Raw genomic sequence first — 13,469 nt, 5'->3', positions numbered from 1 at the left:
GTTCCCACGGTGGTCGACCGTACCGTTGCCGTGCTCGCCGGCGGTCTCTCGCACGAGCGCGACGTCTCCCTCAGGTCCGGGCGGCGACTGTCCGCGGCGCTGAAGTCCGAGGGCTTCGGCATCGAGGAATGGGACACCGACGCGGGCCTGCTGGAGCGCCTGCGCACCCAGCGCCCGGACGCGGTGGTCGTCGCGCTGCACGGCGGCGAGGGGGAGAACGGCTCGGTGCAGACGGTGCTGGAGATGCTGGGCGTGCCGTTCGTCGGCACCGGCTCCCAGGGCTGCCGCCGCGCGTGGGACAAGCCCACCGCGAAGGCCCTGCTGCAGAACGCCGGCTTCGCGACGCCGGGCTGGGTTGTGCTGCCGCACAGCACGTTCCGCGAGCTCGGCGCCCAGGCGGTGCTCGACGCGATGGTGGAGCGGCTCGGCCTGCCGCTGATCCTCAAGCCGGACCAGGGCGGCTCGGCGCTCGGCACGCAGGTGGTCCGCGAAGCGGCGGAACTGCCGGCCGCGATGGTCGGCTGCTTCGCCTACGGGGACACGGTGCTCGCGGAGCGGTTCGTGGACGGCGTCGAAGTGGCCGTGACGGTCGTCGAGGGCGAGGACGGTCCCGAGGCGCTGCCGGCGGTCGAGATCGTCCCGGAGAGCGGCGTGTACGACTACACGGCCCGCTACACGGCCGGCCTGACCGACTTCTTCACCCCGGCCCGGCTCGACGACGCCGCGGCCAAGGCGGTGGCCGAGCTGGCCGTCGCCGCCCACCGCGTGCTCGGGCTGCGGGACATCTCCCGCACCGACGCGGTCGTCACGCCGGACGGCACGGTCCACTTCCTCGAAGTGAACCCGTCACCGGGTCTCACCGAGACGTCGACGGTGCCGATGGCGATCGAAGCTGCGGGCAAGTCGCTCGGCGCGGTCTTCGGCGAACTCATCGGGCGCGCGATCTCCCGCTGACGCTCACCCACGCGAAAGGCCGCCTCGGAACCTCCGTGGCGGCCTTTTTCGTGTGATCACTCCTTGTGCTTGCCACTGCTCCAAGGAGCAATCATCACCGTGACGAAACGCCCCAGGGTGATCCCTAGTCGGTTTTCGGCGTCTGATTCGTCCCGTTCGCATCGATGATCGCGACGATCCGCTCGAGGTCGTCGACCGACCCGAATTCGAGCGTGATCCGGCCCTTCCGGCGGCCGAGGTCGACCTTCACGCGCGTGTCGAACCGGTCCGAGAGCCGGTTCGCGAGCTCTTGCAACCCGGGTGCCTGGATCGGCTTGCGCGGCGCGGGCTTCGGCTTGGCCGGCTTCTCGCTCTTCTTGAGCGTGACGGCTTCCTCGGTCGCCCGGACCGACATGCCCTCCGCGATGATGCGGGCGGCGAGCTCTTCCTGGCTGTCGGCGTCCTCCAGCGACAGCAGCGCGCGGGCGTGGCCGGCGGACAGGACGCCCGCGGCCACCCGGCGCTGCACCGGCAGGGGGAGCTTGAGGAGCCGGATCGTGTTGGTGATGACCGGCCGGCTGCGGCCGATCCGGCTCGCCAGCTCCTCGTGGGTGACCGCGAACTCGTCGAGCAGCTGCTGGTACGCCGCCGCCTCTTCGAGCGGGTTCAGCTGGACGCGGTGGATGTTCTCCAGGAGCGCGTCGCGCAGCATCGACTCGTCGGCGGTCTGCCGGACGATCGCCGGGATCGCGTCCAGGTCCGCCTGCTGCGACGCACGTAGCCGCCGCTCGCCCATGACGAGCTCGTACTCGTCGTTCCCGAGTTCGCGGACGACGATGGGCTGCATGAGCCCGAACTCGCGGATCGAGTGCTCGAGTTCGGCGAGCGCGTCTTCGTCGAAGACCTGACGCGGCTGCTTCGGGTTCGGCTTGATCGAGCTGACCGGGATCTCGCGGTAGACCGCGCCGGCGACCTCGCCGCTGACCTCCGGGCGCTGGCCGGCCGCGCCGTTCGCCGCGAACCAGCCCTTCTCTTCGGCCGTTTTCTTGTCCGTCGCCGCGTCGCTGGGCGCGGGCAGGGGACCGCCGCCGGTGGGTCCGGTCGGGATCAGGGCGGCGAGGCCGCGCCCCAGCCCTCCTCGACGCTCGGTCATGTCGAACTACCCTTCTCCATCTGTGCGCCGCGCTCGGCGATCTCCTTGGCCGCGTCGACGTAGCTCATCGCCCCGCGCGAGCCGGGGTCGTAGGCGAGCACGGTCTGGCCGTACCCGGGTGCCTCGGACACCTTCACGCTGCGGGGGATGACCGTCTTGAGGACGGTGTCGCCGAAGTGGTTGCGCACCTCGTTCGTCACCTGGTCGGCCAGCTTGGTCCGGCCGTCGTACATGGTGAGGAGGATCGTCGAGACGCGGAGTTCGCGGTTGAGGTGCTGCTGCACGAGCTCGATGTTGCTCAGCAGCTGCCCCAGACCTTCGAGCGCGTAGTACTCGCACTGGATCGGGATCAGCACCTCCTGCGCGGCGACCATCGCGTTGACCGTCAGCAGGCCGAGCGACGGCGGGCAGTCGATGAGGACGTAGTCGACGCCGATCTGGTCGAGGATCTCCGAGGAGATGGCCTCCTTGAGCCGGGACTCGCGGGACGACATCGAGACGAGCTCGATCTCGGCGCCGGCGAGGTCGATCGTCGCGGGGACGCAGAAGAGGTTGGGGGACTGCTCGGTCGGCTGGGCCGCCTCGGCGAGCGTCACCTCGCCGATGAGCACCTCGTAGATGGAGGGCGTCCCGGACCGGTGGTCGACGTCGAGCGCGGTGCTCGCGTTGCCCTGCGGGTCGAGGTCGACGACGAGCGTCTTGAGCCCGTGGAGCGCGAGTGCGGCGGCGAGGTTGACCGTGCTGGTCGTCTTCCCGACACCGCCCTTCTGGTTGGCGACGGTCAGCACGCGACGGCGGCCGGGGCGGGGGAGCATCCCCTCTTCCGGGTGCAGCAGACGCGCGGCGCGGGCGGCTTCTTCGGCGATCGGCGTCCAGCCCACGTCGTGGCTGGTCTCCGTGGAGTCGGACGGCGGGGGATTCACCGGTCTCGACACCTCCTCCATCTAGACGTCTGGTCGATGGTCGAGTCGCGTCGTTTCACGTGGAACATCGCGACCCGTTAACGCTTCCTGCTCCGCGCCTTCGGCTTCGTCGCCGACGGCAGGCGTCGGATCTTCACAACCGTGCTGGGGACCTCTAGTACGGCGGCACCGCACTCGACGATCAGCGGGTCGGCCCCGCCGACCTTCTGGATGGCGGCACCGTCCCGCTCGATCTCCTCCGCCGCGCTGGCGCCCTTGAGGGCGACCAGGAAGCCATCGGGACGAACGAGCGGTAGGCACCAGTCCGCGAGCTTGGCGAGCGGGGCGACCGCGCGAGCGGTGACGATGTCGGCGCCACCGAGCTGCTCACGCACAGGCCGCTCCTCCGCGCGTCCACGGACGATGGTGATCGGGAGTTCCAGCTTCTCCGCCACCTCGGCCAGCCAGTCCACCCGGCGGGCCATCGGTTCGAGCAAGACGATATCGAGGTCCGGTCGCGCGATCGCCAGCGGTACACCCGGAAGCCCCGCACCCGACCCGACGTCGACCACGCGGGCACCCTCGGGCATCTGCTCGCCGATCACCGCCGAGTTGAGCACGTGCCGTTCCCACAGTCGCTCGACTTCCCGCGGACCGATCAGCCCCCGCTCGACGCCGTGACGCTCCAGGAGTTCGACGTACCCGGCGGCCTGGTCGACGTGCTCGCCGAACACTCGCTCCGCCGCCTGCTCCAAGCTCACTCCGTCTACTCCTCGTCCGCCGGTTTCACGTGAAACCGCGCTCGTTCGATTGTCCCCGATGAGCCGGAGAAGACGAGCCGACAGTCCGAAGATGTGGACAACTCCACTCACCCGGCGGCGCTTGTGGACCGTTCCACGTGAAACATCACGCGTGTAATTCGTTCGGCCGCGGCTTTGCGTTGCCCAACCGGATGCCGCTGAAGCCGAGGGTGCTCCTCGACGCCGAGTCGACGAACGCCCACAGGTTGCGCGTCAGCCGCAGCTCGATCCCCGCCGCCTCGTGGTGCGCGAGCAGATCGCCGACCGGCTCCGGCGGTCCGAGGGGCACCACCGGAACGACCGCCACCATCGCGTGCCGGTGCGGGCCGAACGGCTCGAAGTCCGACGCCGCGAACCGGTACGCGTACAACCGGACCGACTGCACCGCCGGGAGCCAGCCGTACTCGATCGCGTGGACGCGGTCGGCGCCGAGCCACGCGCGGTCCGCCTCCGTTGTCGACGGCCGCACCCACGCCATCGCGCGCGGGCACTGGCGGGGAAACCAGTAGTCCGGCGCACGGGCCGCGTCGACCGCCCAGACGTAGGCCTCCGGCTGCCGCGCCGTCGCCGCCACGTGCGGCTCGAAGCGGGTGATCGTCGGGTCCTCGGAGAAGTGGACGACCTCACCGGCTGCCGGGCGCATGCACACAAGAAAGCGGCCCCACCTGACCGAGTCAAGTGGGGCCGCTCTGCGCGTGAAGCTCAGGACTCCGGGAAGATCACCACACGGCGCTTCGGGTCCTCGCCCTCGCTCTCGCTCGTGACGCCCGAGACCGTCGCCACCGCGTCGTGGACCACCTTGCGCTCGAACGGGCTCATCGGCTGCAGCCGCACCCGCTCGCCGCTCTTGAGGACCGACTCCGCCGTCGAGCGGCCGAGCTCCTTCAGCTCCTCGCGGCGGTCCGCGCGCCAGCCCGCGATGTCCAGCATCAGGCGGCTGCGGGAGCCCGTCTCCTGCTGGACCGCCAGGCGGGTCAGCTCCTGCAGCGCCTCGAGCACGGTGCCGCGCGGGCCGACGAGCTTCTCGAGGTCCTCGCCGCCGTCGATGCTGACGATCGCGCGGCCGGCTTCCACGTCCAGGTCGATGTCACCGTCGTAGTCGAGCAGGTCCAGCAGGCGCTCGAGGTAGTCGCCGGCGATGTCGCCCTCCTGAACGAGGATGTCGTCACCGCCCGCCTTCTCCTCGCCCGCTGCGTCCGCGGACGCGGCCGGCTCCGGGGTCACGTCGTCCTTATCGGCGTCGATCGTGTCGATCGTCTCCGACATCATTCGTCTCCTCTCCGAACCGGTCGCGCCTCAGCGGCGCTTCCGGCCCGACTTCCTGGTCGAGTCTTTGAGAAGGCCCGGCACGCCCGTGCCGTTGTCCTTCGAGGCGGTCTGGCCGTTCGTGTCGGCCGGGGTCGGGTCGCCGTCCGCGGACGCCGCGGCCGTGGCGCCGGAGGCGGCCGGAGTGGTGGTCTGCGCGAAGCCGTGGGCCGAGCCCGCCTTCGTGACCTTCTTCTGCGCGCCGCCCTGGGCGGGCTGGTTCTTCTTCTGCTGGACCGGCTTCTGACCGACCTTCGGCGCGGTCGGCTTCTGCCCCGGCTTCGGGCCGAGCGACGCGCGCTTCTCCGCGGCCTCCGCCTTGCGGGCCGCCTCTTCCTTGTCGATCTTCGTGTAGACGAGCCGCTGCTGCATCAGGGTCCAGCCGTTGTTCGCCAGCCAGTAGAAGAGGAGGCCGAGCGGGAACAGCGCACCGAAGACGAGCACACCGAGCGGGAAGATGTACATCGTCAGCTTGTTCATGATCGCGGTTTGCGGGGTGGCCGACGCGGCGTTCTGCCGGGCCACCGAGTGCCGCGCGGTGAGGTGCGTGGCGATCGACGCGACGATCATCAGGGGCAGCGCCACCGGGAGCACGCTCCAGTGGAAGCCGACGTTCGTGGCTCCGCCGCTGACGACGCCGACACCGTTGTAGACGGCCTCACCGAGGTTGACGCCGAACAGCTTCGCGCTGACGTACGAGTGGACGTCGTGCTGGTTGAAGAAGTAGTTCTCGGTCTTGTCGCCGCCACCGGGCGGCGGCATCGTGAACGCGCGGAGGACGTGGTTCAGGCCGATGAACACCGGGATCTGGAGCAGCATCGGCAGGCAGCTGCCGAGCGGGTTGACGCCGTGCTCGCGCTGGAGCTTCTGCATCTCCGCGGCTTGGCGCTGCCGGTCGTTCGCGTACTTCTTCTGGATCTTCTTCATCTCCGGCGCGAAGTCCTGCATCTTCTTCATCGACCGGACCTGGTTCACGAACGGCTTGAACATGATGCCGCGGACGGTGAACGTCAGGAAGATGATGCCGAGGATCCAGGAGACCGCTGTCGCTTCCCCGAAGACGAACCCGAAGACCTTGTGCCAACACCAGAGGATGAAGGACACGGGGTAGTAGATGAAATCGAGCACTGCTGCTACTCCTCGATCGGTGTTTCAGGTCGTCGGTGGCGCCACGAGAACGTCTCGGGCACGGGGTCGCGGCCCGGTGGCGTCCAGGGGCCGCAGCGCAGCAGCCGGCGCAGCGCGAGGTAGGAGCCGCGCCCGGCACCGTGCCGGGTGAGGGCTTCGACTGCGTACGCGCTGCAGCTCGGGTAGAACCGGCAAGCCGGCGGGAGGAAGGGCGAGATCGCCTTGCGGTAGAGCTTGATGGGGAGCAGCAGGACCCAGGCGACCGGGCCGGGCCGCGGGGGCTCGGTCTCGTGGTCGTGGTCGTGCGCTGAGTCGTGCTCGGGGGTGGCTCGCATGCCGGTCACACCGCTGATCCGTGGTCGGGGGCCGCGTCCGCGGGACGCGTCGGGCGGGGGACATCCCCGGCCGGACGGCGCGACGACAGAAGCCCCAGCCGACGCAACGCGGCGTCGAGATCGGACCCGAGCTCGGCGCTGGACGCGGTCGACGACGGCGGCAATGCCCGTACGACCAACGAAGTGCCGGCGGGCAGTGTTCCGAGCCGGGCCGAAACGAGGTGCCGCAGCCGGCGGCTGACGCGGTGGCGGACCACCGAATTGCCGACGGCCTTGCTCACCACAAAACCCGCCCTGGCCGCCGACGGCACAGCGTCGGCGGCCGCGGACGGGTCCGTGGTCAGCGCGTGGACGACGAGGCGGCGCCTGCCTGCCCGGGACCCGCGACGGAGAACCACGCGGAAATCCTCACTCCGCCGCAGACGTGCGGCAGCCGGCAGCACGGCGCGCCCCGACGTGCCGGATCAGGCGGACAGCGCGGCGCGGCCCTTGCGACGACGGCCAGCCAGGATGGCCCGGCCGGCACGCGTCCGCATGCGCAGGCGGAAGCCGTGCGTCTTCGCGCGGCGGCGGTTGTTCGGCTGGAAGGTGCGCTTACCCTTGCTCACTGCTTCTCCTGTGTGTCGCGTCGGGCGGAAGAATCTCTTCCCCCACCTGGCGTGTCGTGCGGGCGCACGGCAGTCTCTGGTGTCTCCTACCAACGTGTGGCCTCGTCACGACGAGCGACGACAACGTGGGCACGCGAAACGCACCCGTCGCATACGGGAGACCTTACGAGGGTACGCACCCCCGTCGGGCGGCCGGTAAGCACCCCCTCGGCCACGGTACGCGACCGGCTCGCGCGGCCGCGGTGCTCGACGCCGGAACACCGAATGGCCACGCTCCGTGCCCCGTGAAATGCTGGCCGCCGAGGATGCCTTGTGGCAGCGGGCGGGGCTTGTTAGCGTGCCTCTTCCGGGTCACCGGTCGCGGCCCACAGTTCTCCGGGTGGTGGAGTGCCCGCCGGCGTACGACGAGCCCGCAGGTGACGGCGCCGCGGGTCGCCGTACATTAGTGCACAGCTGTGGACAACTATGTGGATATCCGCTGTGCCGACATGCACGCAGGTCGCCGGGTTTTCGGCCGTCCACGCCGACGAGGGGAGGGGAGCCAGACAGGTGTCGGAACACCAGCACAATCTGGGTGTCATCTGGGAACAGGTGGTACGCGAACTGTCCGACGGGACCCTTTCCCCCCAGCAGCGCGCCTGGATGCGCGTGACCCGGCCCATCGGCCTGCTCGACGGCACGGCGCTCCTGGCGGCGCCCAGCGACTTCGCGAAGGAAGCCATCGAACGCGGCCTGCGCGGCGCGATCACCGACGCGCTCTCCCGGCGGCTCGGCCGGGCCATCTCGCTCGCCGTGAAGGTCGACACCGCCGAGGCGGTCGTCCCGTCTCCCGTGCCCCGCTACGCGCCGTCACCCGGCCGGGTGGAAAACGGCGCGAGCCACGACGCCGCCCCGCCGCTGCCGGGCAACGGCACGCCGATGCTGCCGCCCCCGCGGCCCGAACCGGCGCAGCCGATGCCTCCGCTGCCGTCGCACCAGGCCGCCGCGCCGAAGCCGGACGACGACGGCGACACCGACGAGGAAGTCGACGAAGAGGGCGAGGCGCTCGCCGCGGTGCACGAGATCTGGCCGACGTTCTCCGGCCAGCCGATCGCCGGCCAGCCGTACACCGCGCCGGCGCAGCCGCAGACGTCGAAGACGAAGCTGAACGAGAAGTACACCTTCGACACGTTCGTCATCGGCGCGTCCAACCGCTTCGCGCACGCGGCCGCGGTCGCCGTCGCCGAGGCGCCGGCCCGCGCGTACAACCCGCTCTTCATCTGGGGTGAGTCCGGGCTCGGCAAGACACACTTGCTGCACGCGGTCGGCCACTACGCGCAACGGCTGTTCCCGGGCATGCGCGTCCGGTACGTCTCGACCGAAGAGTTCACGAACGACTTCATCAACTCGCTGCGCGACGACCGCAAGGTCGCCTTCCAGCGGCGCTACCGCGACATCGACATCCTGCTCGTCGACGACATCCAGTTCCTGGAGGGCAAGGAAGGGACGCAGGAAGAGTTCTTCCACACCTTCAACACCCTCCACAACGCGAACAAGCAGATCGTCGTCAGCTCCGACCGCCCGCCGAAGCGCCTCGAAACGCTGGAGGACCGGCTGCGGACGCGGTTCGAGTGGGGCCTGATCACCGACATCCAGCCGCCCGAGCTCGAGACGCGCATCGCGATCCTCCGGAAGAAGGCGGCGCAGGACAGGCTGGCGGTGCCGGGCGAGGTACTCGAGTTCATCGCCTCGCGCGTCGAGGCGAACATCCGGGAGCTCGAAGGCGCGCTCATCCGCGTCACCGCGTTCGCGTCGCTGAACCAGCAGCCGGTCGACGTCGGCCTCGCCGAGATCGTGCTGCGGGACCTCATCCCGGATTCGCACGCGCCGGAAATCACCGCGCCGACCATCATGGGCGTCACGGCGGAGTTCTTCGACGTCACGCTCGACGACCTGTGCGGCCCGGGCAAGACGAAGGCGCTCGCCACGGCCCGCCAGATCGCGATGTACCTCTGCCGCGAGCTGACCGACATGTCGCTGCCGAAGATCGGGCAGACGTTCGGCGGCCGCGACCACACGACCGTCATGCACGCGGACAAGAAGATCCGCAAGGAGATGGCCGAGCGCCGGCGCATCTACGACCAGGTGCAGGAGCTGACGTCGCGCATCAAGCAGCGCGCCCGCCAGTAGCACATCCCTTACCTCCCAACGACTTCGGGGCGTCCGCGCAATGTGGACGCCCCTTCGTCGTCTTTGGACACCCTGAAGCACGCGTACGCCCGCGAAGCAGCGAAGGCGCGAAGGCGCGTACGCGTGCTTCGCCAAACTCGTGAAAATTGTTTGTACACAAGGAAGTTTCCCCATGGTGTGGGCGGATTGCCCACAGTGCCAACGGATCTCTCACCAGCGACGACGCCGGAACCGTCCACATCGCGCCCACAGGCGATCCACAGCGCATCCACACCCTTGTCCACGCTGATTCCACAGGTTGCCCACATGCTGTGCACAGGAGGAGCCGATCACTCGGAAGAGGGGTTCGGACCCCGTCCGGCACCCCCAGAGCCTGGGTACAAATCACCCCACACCTGGGGACAACCGTGGGGACAACTGGGCCCGGCTGTGGACGAATCGGGGGTGGCCCGAAACCATCCACGGGCCGCCCGATCTACCCACAGGTCCGCCACCACGGTTACCCACACGCCCGCGAGCCGTCCGACCTGCGCGAACGAGCTCGATCCACACAATCCACACCGCCTATTACTGCTACTGCCCTTAGATCTTTTGAAAGAGAGAACAAAACAAAAACAGGCGGCGGACGAAGTTGGGGACAGACGCGAGATCGTGTCGGCATGTCGACAAACTCAAGGGGAGGCCGAGGTGACGGCAGCCCCCGCGACGGCCTAACGTGGACGCCTGCACCTGGTCCGCGCTCCGGCCGCTCACGCGGAGGGCGGACCCGGCCGGAGGGGGCCGCCGGTCCCCGTCTGCGAGAACGAGGCCTGGCCCGAGCCCGCGGTGGGCTCGACCGTCGAAAGGATGCGCGCATGAAGATCCGCGTCGAGCGTGACGGGCTCGCCGACGCCGTCGCGTGGGTGGCCAGAAGCCTCCCCTCCCGGCCGCCCGTGCCGGTGCTGGGCGGTGTCCTCCTCGACGCCGGCTCGGACGGCGACACCGACGCGCTGACGGTCTCCGGCTTCGACTACGAGGTATCCGCCACGGTGGGGGTCCCGGCGACGATCGCCGACGGCGGCCGCCTGCTCGTCTCCGGGCGCCTCCTCGCCGACATCACCAAGGCGCTGCCCGCGCAGCCGGTCGAGATCTCCGTCGACGGCTCCCGCGCCACCATCACGTGCGGCAGCGCGCGCTTCTCCCTGCCGACCATGCCGGTCGAGGACTACCCGCAGCTGCCGTCCCAGCCCGCTTTCGCGGGCGAGCTCGCCGGCGACGCGTTCGGCCAGGCCGTCACCCAGGTCGTCGTCGCCGCGGGCAAGGACGACACGCTGCCCATGCTCACCGGCATGCGGCTCGAAATCTCCGGCAGCTCGCTGACCCTGGTCGCGACCGACCGGTTCCGGCTCGCCATGCGCGAGTTCACCTGGCAGCCGGCCGAGGGCCTGGCCGACGCCGCGGTGCTCGTCCCGGCGCGCACCCTCGCCGAAGCCGCCAAGACGCTCGGCGCGTCCGGTGCCACGATCCGCCTCGCGCTCGCCAGCGGCGAGGGGTTGCTCGGCCTGTCCGGTTCCGGGCGCTACACGACGACCCGCCTGCTCGACGCGGAGTTCCCGCCGTACCGCCAGCTGCTGCCGGCGTCGCATACCTCGCGCGCGGTGATCGAAGTCTCCGCGCTCACCGAGTCCATCAAGCGCGTTTCGCTGGTGGCCGAGCGGGGGACTCAGGTACGACTGGAGTTCGGGGACAACACACTGCGGTTGTCCGCGGGCGGCGACGACGAAGGCAGCGCCGAAGAGGAGCTGCAGGTCGAGTACGAAGGTGAGCCGGTGACCATCGCGTTCAACCCGGGTTACCTCGTCGACGGCCTGGGCGCCCTGCACAGCGACCGGGCGGAGCTCACGTTCACCACGCCGAACCGGCCGGCGCTGATCAAGCCCGCCGACCCCGAGGGCAACGTCGTCCCCGGCTACCTCTACCTCCTGATGCCGGTCCGCCTGCCGGGCTGACCCGCACATTCCTGAGCACGTAAGGGGATCTCGATGGTTCAGCTCGGTCTGATCGGCCTGGGCAAGATGGGCTTCAACATGCGTGAGCGGCTGCGCGCGGCCGGTCACGAGGTGGTCGGCTACGACCGCAACCCGGACGTCAGCGACACGACGTCGCTCGAGGACCTGGTGTCCAAACTGGACGGCCCGCGGATCGTTTGGATCATGGTGCCGGCCGGCGAGCCGACCCGGCAGACCGTGACCGAGCTGAGCAACCTGCTCTCCGCCGGCGACATGGTGATCGACGGCGGCAACTCGAAGTACACCGACGACAAGCTGAACGCCGACCTGCTGGCGGCGAAGCAGATCGGCTACGTCGACTGCGGTGTGTCCGGCGGCGTGTGGGGCAAGGACAACGGCTACGGCCTGATGGTCGGCGGCGCGGCCGCCGACGTCGAGAAGGCGATGCCGATCTTCGACGCGCTGCGTCCGGAAGGCCCGCGCGAGGAAGGCTTCTCGCACGCGGGCGACGTCGGCGCCGGGCACTACGCGAAGATGATTCACAACGGCATCGAGTACGGCATGATGCAGGCCTTCGCCGAAGGTTTCGAACTGCTCGAGGCCGCGAAGGTCGTCAAGGACGTGCCCGCGGTGATCAAGGGCTGGCAGCGCGGCACGGTCGTCCGGTCCTGGCTGCTCGACCTGCTCGTGCGCGCGCTCGACGAGGACCCGGAGCTCGACGACCTCGAGGGGTACGTCGAGGATTCGGGCGAAGGCCGCTGGACGCTGGAAGAAGCGATCAACAACGCGGTGCCGGCGCCGGTCATCTCGGCCGCGCTGTTCGCGCGGTTCGCGTCGCGGCAGGAGCACTCGGCCGCGATGCGCGCGGTCGCCGCGCTGCGCAACCAGTTCGGCGGGCACGCGGTGAAGAAGGTCGGCGGGTAAGGAGCTCCTGGTGTATCTGCGACACCTGCAGGTCACCGACTTCCGCTCCTGGCCGCAGGCCGATCTCGCCCTCGAACCGGGGCCGGCCGTGCTGGTCGGCCAGAACGGCCGCGGCAAGACCAACCTGCTGGAGGCGATCGGGTACGTCGCGACGCTGGGCTCGCACCGCGTCGCGACGGACGCGCCGCTGATCCGGCACGGCTGCGAGCGTGCGCTGGTGCGCGTCGCGGTGGTCAACGACGACCGCGAGCTGACGGTCGAGCTGGAGATCACCGCGGGCCGGGCGAACCGCGCCCGGGTCAACCGCGGTGCGGTCGGCCGGCCGCGTGACGTGCTCGGCATCCTGCGCACGGTGCTGTTCTCCCCGGAGGACCTGGCGCTCGTGCGGGGCGACCCGAGCGAGCGAAGACGGTTCCTCGACGAGCTCCTCGTGCTGCGCGCGCCGCGGTACGCCGGGGTCCGGGCGGACTACGAGAAGGTGCTGAAGCAGCGGAACGCCCTGCTCAAGACGGCCGGGAAACGACGTACGGGTCGCGAAGACCCGTACGCGCTGTCGACGCTCGAGGTCTGGGACGACCACCTGTCGGTCGCGGGCGCGGAGCTGCTGGCCGCGCGCCTGAACCTCGTCGCTGACCTGGCGCCGCACGCGGCTTCGGCGTACATGGGCGTCGCCCCCGACTCGCGGCCGGCCAAGATCGCCTACCGGTCGTCGCTGGGCGCGGCCCTGCCGGAGACGTACGGCGTACCGGATGGCGAACGGGCGCAACCGGCGGTGCTCAAGGACGTCTTACTCAAGGCGCTCGGCGAGGCCAGGAAGGCCGAACTCGAGCGCGGGATCAGCCTGGTCGGCCCGCACCGGGACGAGCTGGAGCTGATCCTGGGCGAAGCGCCGGCCAAGGGCTACGCGAGCCACGGCGAGTCGTGGTCGTTCGCGCTGGCCCTGCGGCTCGGCAGCTACGAGCTGCTGCGCGCGGAGGCGGGCGAGCCGGTGCTGCTGCTCGACGACGTGTTCGCCGAGCTGGACCGCAAGCGCCGGGCCCGGCTGGCCGAGGTGGCCGCGAGCGCCGAACAGGTGCTGGTGACCGCCGCGGTCGACGAAGACGTGCCCGGCGAGCTGTCCGGGCACCGGTTCGTGGTGGCGGATGGTGAGATCACGCGTGGCTGAGCAAGGCGACCGGGCACCCCGTGTGACGGGTGGCACAAACCGCACCCGATCTGGGGACA

The 13,469-nt window shown here is 70.0% G+C and carries 14 protein-coding genes; 5 read left to right on the top strand and 9 right to left on the bottom strand.

Annotated elements, in window-relative coordinates; translation table 11 throughout:
* Positions 1 to 9 precede the first annotated feature (9 nt).
* Positions 10 to 954, top strand: coding sequence for a D-alanine--D-alanine ligase family protein (locus tag OO60_RS07070; RefSeq protein WP_003082910.1), 945 nt, complete (start codon positions 10 to 12; stop codon positions 952 to 954).
* A 124-nt stretch (positions 955 to 1,078) separates the two neighbouring features.
* Here the strand turns inward: OO60_RS07070 and OO60_RS07065 are convergent, their stop codons facing one another.
* The 9 genes from OO60_RS07065 to rpmH form a co-directional block, all read right to left on the bottom strand.
* A complete protein-coding gene (locus tag OO60_RS07065) occupies positions 1,079 to 2,086 on the bottom strand; it encodes a ParB/RepB/Spo0J family partition protein (RefSeq protein ID WP_003082912.1) in 1,008 nt (335 codons plus the stop codon).
* Positions 2,083 to 3,009, bottom strand: a complete 927-nt coding sequence (locus OO60_RS07060) for a ParA family protein (protein WP_033261038.1) — start codon at positions 3,007 to 3,009, stop codon at positions 2,083 to 2,085. The genes OO60_RS07065 and OO60_RS07060 overlap by 4 nt, the downstream gene beginning before the upstream one ends.
* A 77-nt stretch (positions 3,010 to 3,086) precedes the next feature.
* The gene (gene rsmG, locus OO60_RS07055; RefSeq protein ID WP_003082916.1) at positions 3,087 to 3,749 is read right to left on the bottom strand and encodes a 16S rRNA (guanine(527)-N(7))-methyltransferase RsmG; all 663 of its coding nucleotides are present in this window, start codon (positions 3,747 to 3,749) and stop codon (positions 3,087 to 3,089) included.
* Positions 3,750 to 3,894: 145 nt separating this feature from the next.
* Entirely contained in the window at positions 3,895 to 4,431 is a 537-nt protein-coding gene (locus OO60_RS07050) for a DUF6886 family protein (RefSeq protein WP_003082918.1), read from the bottom strand.
* 59 nt (positions 4,432 to 4,490) lie between these two features.
* Positions 4,491 to 5,057 (bottom strand): Jag family protein, encoded by a 567-nt coding sequence (locus tag OO60_RS07045; protein WP_003082921.1) that lies wholly within the window; start codon positions 5,055 to 5,057, stop codon positions 4,491 to 4,493.
* A gap of 27 nt (positions 5,058 to 5,084) precedes the next feature.
* On the bottom strand, positions 5,085 to 6,221 hold the full coding sequence (gene yidC / locus OO60_RS07040) for a membrane protein insertase YidC (RefSeq protein WP_003082924.1): 1,137 nt from the start codon (positions 6,219 to 6,221) through the stop codon (positions 5,085 to 5,087).
* 5 nt (positions 6,222 to 6,226) lie between these two features.
* Positions 6,227 to 6,556: a membrane protein insertion efficiency factor YidD gene (gene yidD, locus OO60_RS07035; RefSeq protein WP_033261100.1), complete on the bottom strand. Its 330-nt coding sequence runs from the start codon at positions 6,554 to 6,556 to the stop codon at positions 6,227 to 6,229.
* A gap of 5 nt (positions 6,557 to 6,561) precedes the next feature.
* Complete coding sequence (gene rnpA / locus OO60_RS07030; RefSeq protein ID WP_033261037.1) at positions 6,562 to 6,999, bottom strand: ribonuclease P protein component; 438 nt, start codon at positions 6,997 to 6,999, stop codon at positions 6,562 to 6,564.
* 21 nt (positions 7,000 to 7,020) lie between these two features.
* Positions 7,021 to 7,164, bottom strand: coding sequence for a 50S ribosomal protein L34 (gene rpmH, locus OO60_RS07025; RefSeq protein ID WP_003082934.1), 144 nt, complete (start codon positions 7,162 to 7,164; stop codon positions 7,021 to 7,023).
* Between the two features lie 549 nt (positions 7,165 to 7,713).
* On the opposite strand from rpmH, the gene dnaA reads away from it, so the two are divergent.
* The 4 genes from dnaA to recF all read left to right on the top strand — a co-directional run bounded on the left by dnaA (position 7,714) and on the right by recF (position 13,410).
* Positions 7,714 to 9,333 (top strand): chromosomal replication initiator protein DnaA, encoded by a 1,620-nt coding sequence (dnaA, locus tag OO60_RS07020; protein ID WP_033261036.1) that lies wholly within the window; start codon positions 7,714 to 7,716, stop codon positions 9,331 to 9,333.
* An 854-nt stretch (positions 9,334 to 10,187) separates the two neighbouring features.
* Entirely contained in the window at positions 10,188 to 11,321 is a 1,134-nt protein-coding gene (gene dnaN / locus OO60_RS07015) for a DNA polymerase III subunit beta (RefSeq protein WP_004561174.1), read from the top strand.
* A gap of 33 nt (positions 11,322 to 11,354) precedes the next feature.
* Complete coding sequence (gnd, locus tag OO60_RS07010; RefSeq protein WP_004561177.1) at positions 11,355 to 12,245, top strand: phosphogluconate dehydrogenase (NAD(+)-dependent, decarboxylating); 891 nt, start codon at positions 11,355 to 11,357, stop codon at positions 12,243 to 12,245.
* A 10-nt stretch (positions 12,246 to 12,255) separates the two neighbouring features.
* Positions 12,256 to 13,410: a DNA replication/repair protein RecF gene (gene recF, locus OO60_RS07005; RefSeq protein ID WP_004561179.1), complete on the top strand. Its 1,155-nt coding sequence runs from the start codon at positions 12,256 to 12,258 to the stop codon at positions 13,408 to 13,410.
* Positions 13,411 to 13,469: the final 59 nt, after the last annotated feature.

Source organism: Amycolatopsis vancoresmycina, from assembly GCF_000716785.1.
Taxonomy (GTDB): Bacteria; Actinomycetota; Actinomycetes; order Mycobacteriales; family Pseudonocardiaceae; genus Amycolatopsis; species Amycolatopsis vancoresmycina.
This window is presented reverse-complemented; position numbering and strand designations above follow the sequence as displayed.